We start from the raw sequence: 13366 nt of genomic DNA on the forward strand, positions 1-13366 counted from the left end.
GTGGCGCCCATTCGGGCGCCACCACGATCCGGGACAGGTCTAGAGCGCGTTGATGCGATCAACCACGCCTTCCGGCCAATCCTTGGCCAGATCGGAGTCGAGATATTTCTGCTGGGCGGTGCTGCGGAAGGCTTCCAGATCGGGTTCGTAGATCTTGAGGCCGGCTGACTCGAACTGGGTCAGCAGTTCGGCTTCGCGGTCGAGATGGGCCTGCTGGCTGAAGTCGATGGCGGCGGTGGCTGCTGCCTGGACGCTCTGCTGCTGCTCAGGCGTCATGGCATCCCAGGACGGCTTGGCGATGACCAAGAGGTCATAACCCACCAGATGGGAGGTCAGCACGATCTGCTGCATCACTTCGTAGAACTTCATGTTCTCGACGTTGGGCAGGGGATTGTCCTGGCCATCAATGGCGCCGGTCTGGAGGCCCGTATAGACCTCGGCATAGGCCATCGGCGTCGGGTTGGCGCCCAGCGCTTCGCCGAGGAACTGCCAGGCGTCGCCACCGGGCATGCGCAGCTTGATACCAGCCATGTCGGCCGGGGTCTTGATTTCCTTGTCGATGCGCAGGCCCACCTGACGGGCGCCGAAATAGGTTGGCCCCAGAATGTGGATGCCCAGCTGTTCTTCGGCCATCTGCTTGAATTCGGTGCCGACATCGCTGTCAAAGAAGGTGCGCAGATGGGCGGCGTCGCGGAACAGATAGGCCGAGGTCAGCACCGACCAGGCCGGGATCTGGTTGGAGATATCCTGGGGCGCAATATTGCCCATTTCCAGATTGCCGCGCTGCAGGGCGACCAGTTCGGTGCCCTGCTTGAACAGGTTGCCGCCGTAATAGGGCTCGAGCGTAAAGCCGTCCGTGATCTGGCCGGCAAACAGGCCCATCATCTCGGCGCGGATATCCTGCTCCGAGAATACAGCGGAGAATCGCAGCACAGGCTTGTCCTGTGCCAGGGTCGGCACGGCTGCTGCCAGGAGCAGGCTGCCAAGCAGCACCGCACGGCGCGTGAATCCAAAACGCATTTTCATCCTCCCAATTGTTACCCGCCGCAGGCGGGCATCATCTCCGGACGCGCGGCTTGAAGCCGCCGTTTTCCGTCCTGACGCACAATGTACGAAACAGTTCGTTCAAGTCAATGCCTCGTTATGCCCTGCTGGCAACATAACTGCGTAAAGCAGTTTCGTCATGTATTTCTATTTTTATATGATATTATGGATGGAGCGGTCGATGCCTTGACCGCAACGAAGATGGATGTGGAGACGGTGGTGCAGGAACAACGGCAGGACGGCGAAGACGGCGTGGCGGCGGTCGCGTTCAAGCGCATCCGGGGCGACATCATCGCCGGCATCCTGCCGCCGACAAGAAAGCTCAAGCTCGAACAGCTCAAGGCGCAGTACGGCACCAGCGTCAGCACGCTGCGCGAAATCCTCAACCGGCTGGCCAGCGAAAGCCTGGTGGTGGCGGAAGGGCAACGCGGCTTCGAGGTCGCTGCGGCGACCCCGGCCAATCTGCGGGAAGTGGCTGATTTGCGACTTTTGCTGGAGAGCCACGCGCTGCGCCTGTCGCTAAGCGCGGGTGACCTCGATTGGGAGGGCAGAGTGGTCGCGGCCCGGCACAAGCTCTCGGTGGTGGAAACGCAATTGCTCAAGGGCGATATGGGTCGCACGCTGCAATGGGTGCACTATGACTTCGCCTTCCACAATGCGCTCATCTCGGCCTGTGGTTCGCAGACGCTGCTCGATCTGCACGCGTCGGTGTTCGACAGGTTCATCCGCTATCACCTGCTGGCCGCCACATTTCGCGGCGCCGCCGTGATGGACGATCACCGGGCGCTGTTCGACCTGGCAATGGCGCGCGACATCGAGCCCTGCGTGATCAAGCTGACCAGCCATATCAGGGCCGGCGTCGAGCATGTGCTCGGTTCGGGCCGGATCTAGAAGCCGGCCGCGATAGCCGTGCGGAACGTGTCGGCCATGGCATCGGCTTGCGGCTTGATGCCGGCGAAGAGCTCGAAGGCGCGTACCGCCTGGTAGACCGCCATGCCGCCACCGGGCAGGACGCGACAGCCCTTGTCGCGCGAAAGCGCCATCAGTTCGGTTTCGAGCGGGAAGTAGACCACGTCGGCGACCCAGTGGCGGGCCTCGATGCGGTCGGCTGCCAGGGGCAGGCCCGGCATCTTGGTCATGCCCACCGGGGTTGTATTGACGATGCCGTCGGCAATCGCTGCGGCGGCTGTCACGTCATCGATAGCCTCGGCCTCGGCGCCGAGCCGGTCACGCAGGCGCGCTGCCAGCGCGTGGGCCCGGCCAGGGTCGGTGTCATAAATGGCCAGCCGCTCGACGCCCGCCTGCAGCAGGGCCCAGGCGACGGCGGCACCCGCGCCACCCGAGCCGAGCTGGAGAACCTGACCGAGCGGAACGCCGGGCAGGCCCTGGCGGAAGCTTTCGCCAAAGCCCCAGCAATCGGTATTGTGGCCAATGGTGCGGGCGCCCAGCACCACGGTATTGACCGCGCCGATGGCTGCGGCATCGGGCGCCAGATCGTCGAGCAGCGGCAGCATTGCCTGCTTGAACGGGTAGGTGACGTTCAGGCCGGAAAAGCCGAGCGCGCGTGCCTCGGCCAGGATTGCCGGCAGGGCGGCATCGTCGAGATCCAGTCGGTCGAAGTCGATCAGGTGATAGTGGTAGTCGAGCCCCAGGCGTTCGCCCTCGCGCTCGTGCATCAGCGGGGAGAGCGAAGCGGCAATGCCCCGGCCAAGCAGCCCCACCGTTTTGGCGCCCGGGCGCGGCAGACGGCCCTGCAGAATGGCGCTGAACAGCGGCGATTCCCGCGGCGTGCTGGCAATATGCAAGTCCCGTCTCCCTGCCGCCCTGTTGCGCGATACGCAGTGGCGGACTTGTGTTTGGCACGCTGCACCCGATAAATGGCTGACAGACGATTTGGGCAAAATGTACGAACTGGTTAGTTTAGTCAATTGCCGCCGAGGAAGGCTCCGACCGAATGAACATTCCGGTTTCATCATCCCGATCCAAGGCCCGCGACGGGGCGACGCGCGTACAGGATCCGGAAGGGACGCGGCAGAACATCATCGAGGTCGCGGCGCAGGAATTTGCGCTCAATGGCCTGTCGGGCGCCCGCATCGACGAGATCGCCGCCAAGACGCGGTCGTCCAAGCGGATGATCTACTATTATTTCGGCAACAAGGAGGGCCTGTATGTCAGCGCCCTCGAGAATGCCTATCGCCAGGTCCGCGATGGCGAGGCCAAGCTCGATATCGACGGCCTGCCGCCGCTCGACGCGCTGCGGCGGCTGGTTGAATTTACCTTCGACCACCATCACCAGCATGAAGAGTTCATCCGCATGGTGATGATCGAGAATATCCACCATGCCGAATTCCTGGCCCGCTCGGACGTCATCGCCGACCTCAATGTCACCGCCATCGGCCATATCGAGGCCATCTATGCCAAGGGCTTGGCCGAAGTGGTGTTTCGCCCCGGGCTGGATCCGCTGGAAATCCACTGGCAGATCAGCGCCCTGTGCTTTTTCAACGTCTCCAATCGCGCGACCTTTTCCAAGATATTCGGCAAGGATGTCGGCAGCCCCGCCTATCAGGAATCGCTGCGCCGGCAGACGGTGGAGATGGTGCTGCGCTTCGTCGTTCGCGCCGAAAAACTGGCGGAACTGTAGTCGAAGGCCATTTGTGGGCCTGCCCGTGCGGCGCTGGGAACGCCGAGAACCTGGCTTCTTGTGCCCGAAATCGGCGATCCTGGCGGGTTGTCACTAGGTGGGTGGACGCTTCTTGCAAATGTACTAACTAGTTCGTACTCTCCCGGGAAAAGGGAGCGCGACCTTGAAAACCTCGATTGCCACAGTGTCGATCAGCGGCGATCTGCCGGAGAAACTCGAGGCCATCGCCGCGGCGGGCTTTGACGGGGTCGAGATCTTCGAGACCGATTTCCTCGCCTATGACCAGTCGCCCCGCGACGTTGCCGCCCGGGTCGCCGATCTGGGTCTCACCATCACCCTGTTCCAGCCGTTCCGCGATTTTGAGGGCCTGCCCGAGCCGCAGCGCGGGCAGGCCTTCGAACGGGCCGAGCGCAAGTTCGACCTGATGGGCGAGCTGGGGACCGAGCTGATCCTGGTGTGCTCCAATGTCTCGCCGCTGGCGCTGGGTGGCATCGACCGGGCCGCGGCCGATCTGCGGGCGCTGGGCGAACGGGCCGCAAAACGGGGATTGCGGATCGGCTATGAGGCGCTGGCCTGGGGAAGGCATGTCAATGACCATCGCGACGCCTGGGAAATCGTGCGGCGGGCCGACCATGCCAGTGTCGGGCTGATCCTGGACAGTTTCCACACGCTGTCGCGGGACATCGACCCCGATTCCATCCGCGGGATTCCGGGCGACAAGATTTTCATCGTGCAGCTCGCCGACGCGCCGCGGATCGACATGGACCTGCTCTATTGGAGCCGTCACTTCCGCAATATGCCGGGGGAAGGCGACCTGCCGGTGACCGACTTCATGCGGGCGGTAGCGGCAACCGGCTATAATGGTCCGGTATCGCTGGAAATCTTCAACGACCAGTTCCGCAGCGGCTCGCCCCGCGCCATCGCGGCCGATGGACATCGCTCGCTGGTCTATCTAATGGACCAGGTGCGCCAGGCCGAGCCCGATATTGCCATCGAGGTACCGGTGCTGCCGCCCCGGGTGGAAGTGCAGGGCGTCGCCTTTGTCGAATTTGCGGCCGACGAGGCGGAAGCAACGGCGCTTGCGGGGCATCTGCGCCAGCTCGGTTTCCGCCTGACCGGTAGACATCGCAGCAAGGCTGTCGAGCGCTTCAGCCAGGGCGGCATCAACATCGTCGTCAATACCGAGCGCGAGGGCATTGCCCATGCCGCCTATCTCACGCATGGCACTTCGGCCTATGCGCTGGGCCTGCAGGTCGAGGACGCGGCGGCGACCGTTGCGCGTGCCCAGGCCATGGGCGCCCAGCTGTTCAGCCAGCGCGTTGGGCCTGATCAACTGAGCATTCCGGCCATCCGCGGCATTGGCGGCGGCGTCATCTATTTCCTCGACGAGAGGAGCCCGCTGGGTCGGGTGTGGGACATCGAGTTCGACGCCGTCGATGATCCGCTGGCCGGGAGAGATGCGGGCCTCAAACGCGTGGACCATGTGGCGCAGACCATGAACTATGAGGAAATGCTGACCTGGATCCTGTTCTACCGCTCGATCTTCGTGGCAGAGAAGAGTCCGATGGTCGATGTCGTCGATCCGTCCGGTCTGATCCGCAGCCAGGTCATCGAAAATGCGGCGGGCACGCTGCGCCTTACCCTCAACGGCGCCGAAAGCCACCGCACGCTGGCCGGGCGCTTCATCGCCGAAACCTTCGGCTCAAGCATCCAGCACCTGGCCTTTGCCAGCGATGACATCCTGGCCACGGCCGCGGCCCTGCGCGCCAATGGCATGAAGACGCTGGAGATCTCGCCCAATTATTACGATGATCTGCAGGCCCGGCTGGGCCTGCCGCAGGAGACGGTGGACGCGCTCAAACGCGCCAACGTGCTCTATGATCGCGATGCAAATGGCGAATTCTTCCAGCTCTATTCGACCAATATCGGCGAAGGCTTCTTCTTCGAAATCGTGCAGCGCTCGCCAGGCTATCGCGGCTATGGCGCCATCAATGCGCCGTTCCGGATTGCGGCGCAGAAACGCGAATTGCCCAATGCGAGCATGCCGCGCAAATGAAAAGGGCCCGCGTGAACGGGCCCCTTCCTATTGCGATATAGAGATTGCCGAGCGTCAGCTGGAGCCGGCGCCGTCCTGGCGGACGAAGGCGATACGCAGCATATTGGTGGCGCCCGGCGTGCCCAGGGGAATGCCGGCGGTGATGGCGATGCGGTCGCCGGGGCGGGCAAAGCCCTCCTGATAGGCGATGACGCAGGCGCGATCGACCATGTCTTCGAGACTCACCGCGTCTTCGGTCTGCACGCAATGGACGCCCCAGACCACCGACATGCGGCGGATGGTGCGCTGGTTGGGCGAGAGCACGATGATGGGCTTGCTGGGACGCTCGCGGGCGGCTCGGATGCCGGTCGAGCCCGAGGCGGTATAGGTGACGATGGCGGCCAGATCGAGAGTTTCGGCGACCTGGCGAGTGGCGGCCGAGATGGCGTCGGCGGCGGTAGCCTCCGGCTCGGTCTGGGCAGCGCGGATGATGCCGCGATAGTTGGCATCGCCCTCGACGGCCACGGCGACCTTGTTCATGGTGGCGACGGCTTCGACGGGATAGGCGCCCGAAGCCGACTCGGCCGAGAGCATGATGGCGTCGGCGCCTTCAAACACGGCGATCGAGACGTCCGAGACTTCGGCGCGGGTCGGGACCGGCGCGGTGATCATGGATTCAAGCATCTGGGTGGCCACGACCACCGGCTTGCCATAGCGGCGGGCCATGCGGATCATGCGTTTCTGCAGGCCGGGGACCTGCTCGAGCGGCAGTTCGACACCCAGATCACCACGGGCGACCATGATGGCGTCGGAGAGCTTGATGATCTCTTCGAGACGTTCGATGGCCTGGGGCTTTTCAATCTTGGCCATGACGCCGGCGCGCCCCTGGACGATCTTGCGCACGTCGATGATGTCTTCGGGGCGCTGGACGAAGGAGAGGGCAATCCAGTCGGCATCGGCAGCGAGGCCGGCGAGCAGATCGGCGTGGTCCTTCTCGGTCAGTGCGCCGGTGGGCAGCAGCGTGTCGGGCAGGGAGACGCCCTTCTTGTCGCTGAGCTTGCCGCCATAGACCACTTCGGTCTCGATGGCGCCATTGCCGACCTTGGTGGCCTTGAGCGAGAGCTTGCCGTCGTCGAGCAGCAGGCGATCGCCGACCGAGACGCTTTCGATGATTTCGGGATGAGGCAGGTAGACGCGCTCGGCATTGCCCTGGTCGTCATTGTTGCTGTCGAGGGTGAACTTCTGGCCGGCGACCAGCTCCACCGAGCCGCCGATGAACTTCCACACGCGCAGCTTTGGACCCTGCAGATCGACCAGGATGCCGAGCGGGTGGTTGAGGCGCTTTTCGACATTGCGAATGCGCTCGACCGTGGTGCGCAGCACGTCGTGGCTGGCATGGCTCATATTGATGCGGAACACGTCCGCGCCGGCCTTGGCCAGTTCCTCGATCATCTTTTCCTCGTGGCTGGCTGGCCCGAGAGTGGCGACGATCTTTGCGCGTCTCATGCGTCTCATTGCGTGTCCGTTTCTTGCGTCGTTATGTCGTCCTGCGGTGCATCCACATCGGCGGGATCGACAAGGAAAGTGGGGTCTTCGAGTTCTTCGCTTCCGTCCGGACCGACGATTGCCGGGTCGGCACCATTCTCGCTGAGCTGCAGCGTCCAGTCGGAACGGTTCTGGGTATCGATTTCAAAGAAACCGGTGCGCTCATAGCCGCGGGCCAAGCAATCCTCAACCCCGAATATAGTGAAGGTTTCGTCACGCGTACACATGAACACCGCGCCGTCCCAGGCGCCGCCTGCCACATCATCGGCTGCGAAGATGTAATAAAAACGACGCTGCAGATCGCCCTGGTAGAGCACGCGGCAATCGCCGGGGGGCGCCTGCCACCAGCCTTCGCTCATCCAGCCGCGCTCGGCGCGATAGCCAAGCGCTACCGAGACCAGATTGGCGGTTTCGTTGCAGATGCGCAGGTCGGCTCTCGCCGGCGTGGCAAAGAACGCCAGGCTGGCCAGAACTGCGCCGATCAGGGTCGTGCCGAGACGGATGGTTTGCAAAAGCGAGCCGGAAATCATCGGGAAAACGTGCCTTCTTTGAGCCCATGGTAATGCATTGGTCAATGGCTAATGCCCGGTTTTGGCGGAATTGGGGGCAGGGAGCGACACGGTGATGGGGATTGGATCACAAAGGGGTTGAACCGGGGGCGAGTCTGGGGTTCAAGCAGCGCTTGATACAACGAGGTAAGACCCATGGCTGAAGAGAGCGTTGCCCAGGACCAACTCCGGGCATTCATCGAGCGCATCGAGCGCATGGAAGAAGAAAAGGCGGCGATCGCCAACGACATCAAGGAGATCTATGCCGAGGCCAAGGGCAATGGCTTCGATACCAAGATCCTGCGCAAGATCGTGGCCATCCGCAAGCAGGACGCCAATGAGCGCATGGAGCAGGAAGCCCTGCTCGAGCTCTATATGAGCGCGCTGGGCATGGTGGCGTCCTCGGACGACTGAACGCAACCCGACCATTGATGCCGATCTGTTCGCCCGGTTGCCACAGCAGCCGGGCGGATTTGTCAGGCGAGGATGTCGATGGTGGATTTGAGCATGCGGTCGGCGGCGCGCACCACGGTTACCGAGGCCTCGAAGTCGTGCTGGGCCAGCATGGTCTCGACCATTTCGGTGCCCAGGTCGACATCAGCCAGGCCGGTGCCGAAGCGGGCGACACGGCCGGCGCTGCTCTCCAGACGGTCGGCGGCGCGCTGCATGCCGAGTGTGCCTGAGGCGATGGCGGATAGGGTCATGTCAAAAGCCTGAGCGGAAGCAGAATGGACCGCCATCAGAGGGGCAAGTGCTTGACGTCGCGTTAGCGAGGGCCAGGCAAACTGCTTCAAAGGCGGTCGGACGGGCCATGCTCACGAAATTCTGATCCGGCGCCCGCGCGCAGTAACCATCTGGGCATGTTTCGGGCGCATTGTGGGCGGACAAGACAGCGTTCTCGCGGGCCACGCGATGAGCGATGGATCCCGCACAATGACCACCATGCAGGCCTTCACGGCCTATTCCAGATTCGGCCTGGGCGCGCGCAAGGGTGATCTGGCGCTGATCGGCGACCCGGTCAGTGCGCTGATTGCCGAGATCAGCGATCCGGCGCAGGGGGCCGTCGTGGAGCCGCGGCTGGACGATCACGCCGCCATCATCACCACCATCAACAAACACCAGAAGGACCGGGCGCAGGCGCGCGATTCCGGCAAGGCCAAGGGCGCCTATCGCGATCCCATCAAGGTCTGGCTGGACCGGCAGGGGCCGCTGGAGCGCGGTGTCAGAGTATCGCAGGCGCTGGCAGCACCGGTTGGCTATACCGAGCGGCTGGTGGCGTTCTGGAGCAATCACTTCGCCATCCAGGGCGATATGAACGAGATGTCGCGCGCCCTGGCGGGCGCGTTTGAGCGCGAGGCGATCCGGCCGCATGTGCTGGGCTCGTTTGCCGACATGCTGCTGGCGGTGACGACCCATCCGGCCATGCTGCGCTATCTCAACAATGCCGTGTCGGTGGGACCGCATTCGCCGCAGGGCAGCAAGCTAGGCCTTGGCCTCAACGAAAATCATGCTCGCGAGCTGCTCGAGCTGCATACGCTGGGTGTCGATGGCGGCTATAGCCAGGCCGATGTGACGGCGTTGGCGGCGGTGCTGACCGGCTGGACCGTCCATTACCGCGGCGACAGCGCTGGGCAGTTCGTGTTCCGGCTGGAGGCGCATGAGCCGGGGCCGCAAAGCGTGGCCGGCAAGCTCTATGACCAGGCGGGGTTCGAACAGGGCCGGGCCGTGTTGGCCGATCTGGCCGCCAGCCCGATCACGGCACAGCACCTTGCCGATAAATTCGTTCGCCATTTCATGGGCGATGCGCCCGATCCCGCGCTGGTTGCCAGCCTGGCGGGGCAGTTGCACGACACAGGCGGCAATCTGGCTGCGCTGGCAGCGGGCCTGGTGCTGTCGGACGCCGCCTGGAGCACGCCACCCAACCGGCTCAAATCACCGCAGGAATTCCTGTGGTCGGCCATTCGCGCGCTGGGCGTCGCGCCCGATGGCACGCAGGTGCAGGATCTGCTCGAGGGCATGGGACAGCCGCTGTGGAATCCAAGCTCGCCGGCCGGCTTTCCCGATGCGGCGATGAGCTGGCTGGGGCCCGAGGCCATTACGGCCCGGATCGACGCCGCGCAGACCCTGGCACTGGCGGCGACCGGGCCGGACGATCCGGTCGTCGTGGCACAGGCCGTGCTGGGGCCAGCACTGCAGCCCGCCACGCAAGAGGCGATGGAACGCGCCGAGAGTCGCACACAGGCTCTGGTGCTGATGCTGATGAGCCCCGAGTTTCAACGGAGATAGCCATGGACAGCAGCTGCGCCGATTTCCGCCGCGCCCAGATGAGCCGGCGCCTGTTCCTGGCCTCGGCCGGGGCTTTTGTTGCCTGGGCCGGCATGCCGCGGCAGGGCTTTGCCGCGACACGGCAGCCACGGCTGCTGACCGTGGTGCTGCGCGGCGCGATGGACGGGCTGGCCGTGGTGCCGCCGGTGGGTGACGGGCAGTACGAATCCCTGCGCGGCGAGTTTGCCATCGGCGTGTCGGGGCGGCAGGGGGTGCTGCCGCTTGACGGGTTCTTCGGGCTCAATGCGGCGCTGCCGGGATTGCACGGGCTTTATGCTGCGGGGGACGCGCTGATCATTCACGCGGCCGCGACGCCCTATCGTGATCGCTCGCATTTTGACGGCCAGGATGTGCTGGAATCGGGCATGGCGGGGCCGCGTGGTTCCGCGAGTGGCTGGATGAACCGGCTGGCCGAGGCCATGCCGCGGGGCGAGGCGGTGGGGCCGGTCAGCGGGCTGGCGGCATCGCAGACGGTGCCGCTGATCCTGCGTGGCGCCGCGCCAACCCTGACCTGGGCGCCGCCGCTGCTGCCGCCGGTGAGCGGCGACACTGCGCAGCGCCTGCTCGCCCTCTATCAGGCCAGCGATCCCGATCTGGCGCAGGCGCTGGCGTCGGGCATTGCGGTCGACCTGCAGGCGGCCGGCAGCGATGCCGAAATCCGCCGCGCGCGCAGCATGGCCGAGGCGTTCAGCAATCTGGCGGCGGGCTCGGCGCGCCTCGTCGCGGCCGAAGACGGGCCGCGCATCGCCGTGCTCAGCTATGACGGCTGGGATACCCATATCAGCGAGGGCGCCGAGGAGGGCCGGCTGGCCAATCTGCTGACGGCGCTCGATAGCGGCTTGATGGCACTGCGCGAGGAGCTCGACCCGGTATGGGACGATACCGTCATCGCCGTGGTCACCGAGTTCGGCCGTACGGCCCGCATCAATGGCAGCGACGGCACGGACCATGGTACCGCCACGGCGGCCTTTCTGCTGGGCGGGGCGGTCAAGGGCGGACGGGTGCTGGCCGACTGGCCAGGCCTGGGCGATGGCCAACTGCTCGATGGGCGCGACCTGGCGCCGACCATCGACCTGCGTTCGGTGTTCAAGGGCATTGCTCGGGACCATCTGGGCGTGGATGAACGCACCCTCGCCAGCGCGGTGTTTCCCGACAGCCTGGGCATCAGGCCGCTGGACGGGCTGGTCGGCTAGCCCTTGAGCGCTGCCGCCATGGCGGCGGCATCATAGCCCAGCGTCGCCAGCGCGGTGGCGACAATGCCGGCGCGATCGAGGCCGGCATCGGCATACATGTCGGCCTGGCTGGCATGCTCGACGAAACGATCGGGGATCATCAGCGGACGGAAGCGCAGCTTGCCGTCGAGTAGGCCATTGCTGGCGAGGAAGGTGGCGACATGGCTGCCAAAGCCGCCAAGGCCACCCTCTTCGACACTCAACAAGACGTCATGGCTGCCGGCCAGACGGGCAATGAGTTCCTCGTCGAGCGGCTTCATGAAGCGGGCGTCGGCAATGGTGGGATTGAGGCCCAGGGCCGCCAGCTTGTCGGCGGCAGCGAGCACTTCGGCCAGCCTGGCGCCATAGCTCAGGATGGCAATGGTGGCGCCCTGGCGGACGATGCGGCCCTTGCCGATGGGCAGGATCTGGCCCCGGGCGGGCAGGTCGACGCCCATGCCGTCGCCACGCGGGTAGCGGAAGGCGATGGGGCCGCTGTCGTAATGGGTGGCGGTGGTCACCATGTGACGCAGCTCTGCCTCGTCGGCGGCGGCCATCTGCACGATGCCGGGAATGGCGCCCAGATAAGCCGCGTCGTAATTGCCGGCATGGGTAGGGCCGTCGGCGCCGACATAGCCGGCCCGGTCGATGGCAAAGCGCACCGGCAGTTGCTGGATGGCCACGTCATGAATGACCTGGTCATAGGCGCGCTGCAGGAAGGTCGAATAGATGGCGCAGAAGGGGCGCATGCCCTCGCTGGCCAAGCCCGCGGCAAAGGTCACCGCATGCTGTTCGGCAATGCCGACATCGAAAATGCGGCTGGGATGGATCTCGGCGAACTTGTCGAGCCCGGTGCCCGAGGGCATGGCCGCGGTGACGGCGACGACGCGGGGGTCGTCACTGGCCTCGGCGATCAGGGTATCGGCAAAGACCGATGTGTAGGATGGCGCGTTGGAGGGCGTCTTGGTCTGGGCGCCGGTGATGACGTTGAACTTGGAGACGCCGTGATACTTGTCGTCGGAATCTTCGGCCGGGCCGTAGCCCTTGCCCTTCTTGGTCACGACATGGACGAGGATCGGGCCCTGGGCGGCGTCGCGCACGTTGTCGAGGATGGGCAGCAGGTGGTCGAGATTGTGCCCGTCGATCGGGCCGACATAGTAAAAGCCCAGCTCTTCAAACAGCGTGCCGCCGGTAAAGAACGAGCGGGCGAATTCCTCGGTGCGGCGGGCTGGTTCGTGCAGGAATTGCGGCAGCTTGCTGACCACCGACTTGGCGGCTTCGCGGGCGCCGCGATAGACGGGCCCCGAGACCAGGCGCGCCAGATAGGCGCTCATGGCGCCGGTGGGCGGGGCGATGGACATATCATTGTCGTTGAGCACGACGATGAGCCGGGCATCCATAGCGCCGGCATTGTTCATGGCCTCATAGGCCATGCCGGCCGACATGGCGCCATCGCCGATGACTGCAATGACATTGCGCGGCTGGTCGAGCAGTTCGCTGGCCACGGCCATGCCGAGGCCCGCCGAAATCGAGGTGGAGGAATGGCCGGCGCCAAAGGGGTCGTATTCGCTTTCGGCGCGGCGGGTGAAGCCGGACAGGCCGTGCTTCTGGCGCAGCGTGCGCATGCGGTCGCGGCGGCCGGTGAGGATTTTGTGCGGATAGGCTTGGTGGCCGACATCCCAGATGATGCGATCATGCGGGGTATCGAACACGGCATGCAGGGCCACGGTCAGCTCCACCACGCCCAGGCCCGCACCCAGATGGCCACCGGTTACCGAGACGGCGTCAATCATCTCGGCGCGCAGTTCGTCGGCGAGCTGCCGCAGGTCCTCGCGCGGCAGAGTGCGGAGGTCAGCCGGAGAGTTGACGGTGTCAAGGAGCGGGGTGGAGGGCTTGTCGGCCAATCGGGCAGTCCTTTGCCTATAGGGGCACTATGGCAGTTGTTTAGGCGTGCGGGCGGCGCATTGCAACAATAGCGGACCGCCTGCGCACAACTGCGCAGGAAGTGGAATGGACT

At 64.9% G+C, this 13366-nt stretch carries 12 protein-coding genes; 6 read left to right on the plus strand and 6 right to left on the minus strand.

Translation table 11 applies throughout. The features are described 5' to 3' along the window. Positions 1–39: 39 nt before the first annotated feature. A complete protein-coding gene (dctP, locus tag GDR53_RS11450) occupies positions 40–1020 on the minus strand; it encodes a TRAP transporter substrate-binding protein DctP (RefSeq protein WP_193334629.1) in 981 nt (326 codons plus the stop codon). Positions 1021–1245: 225 nt separating this feature from the next. On the opposite strand from dctP, the gene GDR53_RS11455 reads away from it, so the two are divergent. Beyond that, entirely contained in the window at positions 1246–1935 is a 690-nt protein-coding gene (locus GDR53_RS11455; protein WP_193338060.1) for a GntR family transcriptional regulator, read from the plus strand. On the opposite strand, the gene GDR53_RS11460 is transcribed toward GDR53_RS11455, so the two are convergent. After that, the gene (locus GDR53_RS11460) at positions 1932–2849 is read right to left on the minus strand and encodes a shikimate dehydrogenase (protein WP_232846608.1); all 918 of its coding nucleotides are present in this window, start codon (positions 2847–2849) and stop codon (positions 1932–1934) included. The genes GDR53_RS11455 and GDR53_RS11460 overlap by 4 nt on opposite strands. A gap of 149 nt (positions 2850–2998) precedes the next feature. On the opposite strand from GDR53_RS11460, the gene GDR53_RS11465 reads away from it, so the two are divergent. Both GDR53_RS11465 and GDR53_RS11470 read left to right on the plus strand, forming a co-directional pair. Beyond that, positions 2999–3685: a TetR/AcrR family transcriptional regulator gene (locus GDR53_RS11465; protein WP_193334630.1), complete on the plus strand. Its 687-nt coding sequence runs from the start codon at positions 2999–3001 to the stop codon at positions 3683–3685. Positions 3686–3848: 163 nt separating this feature from the next. Further along, positions 3849–5741, plus strand: coding sequence for a bifunctional sugar phosphate isomerase/epimerase/4-hydroxyphenylpyruvate dioxygenase family protein (locus GDR53_RS11470; protein ID WP_193334631.1), 1893 nt, complete (start codon positions 3849–3851; stop codon positions 5739–5741). A 54-nt stretch (positions 5742–5795) separates the two neighbouring features. Here the strand turns inward: GDR53_RS11470 and pyk are convergent, their stop codons facing one another. Continuing rightward, complete coding sequence (gene pyk, locus GDR53_RS11475; RefSeq protein ID WP_193334632.1) at positions 5796–7235, minus strand: pyruvate kinase; 1440 nt, start codon at positions 7233–7235, stop codon at positions 5796–5798. Further along, the gene (locus tag GDR53_RS11480; protein WP_232846609.1) at positions 7232–7777 is read right to left on the minus strand and encodes a DUF1036 domain-containing protein; all 546 of its coding nucleotides are present in this window, start codon (positions 7775–7777) and stop codon (positions 7232–7234) included. Before GDR53_RS11480 ends, pyk begins: the two co-directional genes overlap by 4 nt. A gap of 192 nt (positions 7778–7969) precedes the next feature. Here GDR53_RS11480 and GDR53_RS11485 point away from each other — a divergent pair, with 192 nt between their 5' ends. Beyond that, on the plus strand, positions 7970–8227 hold the full coding sequence (locus GDR53_RS11485; protein WP_193334634.1) for a DUF2312 domain-containing protein: 258 nt from the start codon (positions 7970–7972) through the stop codon (positions 8225–8227). A 62-nt stretch (positions 8228–8289) separates the two neighbouring features. Here the strand turns inward: GDR53_RS11485 and GDR53_RS11490 are convergent, their stop codons facing one another. After that, entirely contained in the window at positions 8290–8517 is a 228-nt protein-coding gene (locus GDR53_RS11490; RefSeq protein WP_193334635.1) for a flagellar basal body rod C-terminal domain-containing protein, read from the minus strand. A gap of 229 nt (positions 8518–8746) precedes the next feature. Between GDR53_RS11490 and GDR53_RS11495 the strand changes: the two genes are divergently transcribed. Then, positions 8747–10099: a DUF1800 domain-containing protein gene (locus tag GDR53_RS11495; protein WP_193334636.1), complete on the plus strand. Its 1353-nt coding sequence runs from the start codon at positions 8747–8749 to the stop codon at positions 10097–10099. A 2-nt stretch (positions 10100–10101) separates the two neighbouring features. Next, the gene (locus GDR53_RS11500; RefSeq protein ID WP_232846610.1) at positions 10102–11331 is read left to right on the plus strand and encodes a DUF1501 domain-containing protein; all 1230 of its coding nucleotides are present in this window, start codon (positions 10102–10104) and stop codon (positions 11329–11331) included. Here GDR53_RS11500 and dxs read toward each other — a convergent pair. After that, positions 11328–13253, minus strand: a complete 1926-nt coding sequence (gene dxs, locus GDR53_RS11505) for a 1-deoxy-D-xylulose-5-phosphate synthase (RefSeq protein ID WP_193334637.1) — start codon at positions 13251–13253, stop codon at positions 11328–11330. The genes GDR53_RS11500 and dxs overlap by 4 nt on opposite strands. Positions 13254–13366: the final 113 nt, after the last annotated feature.

This window comes from Devosia beringensis, from assembly GCF_014926585.1.
Taxonomy (GTDB): Bacteria; Pseudomonadota; Alphaproteobacteria; order Rhizobiales; family Devosiaceae; genus Devosia; species Devosia beringensis.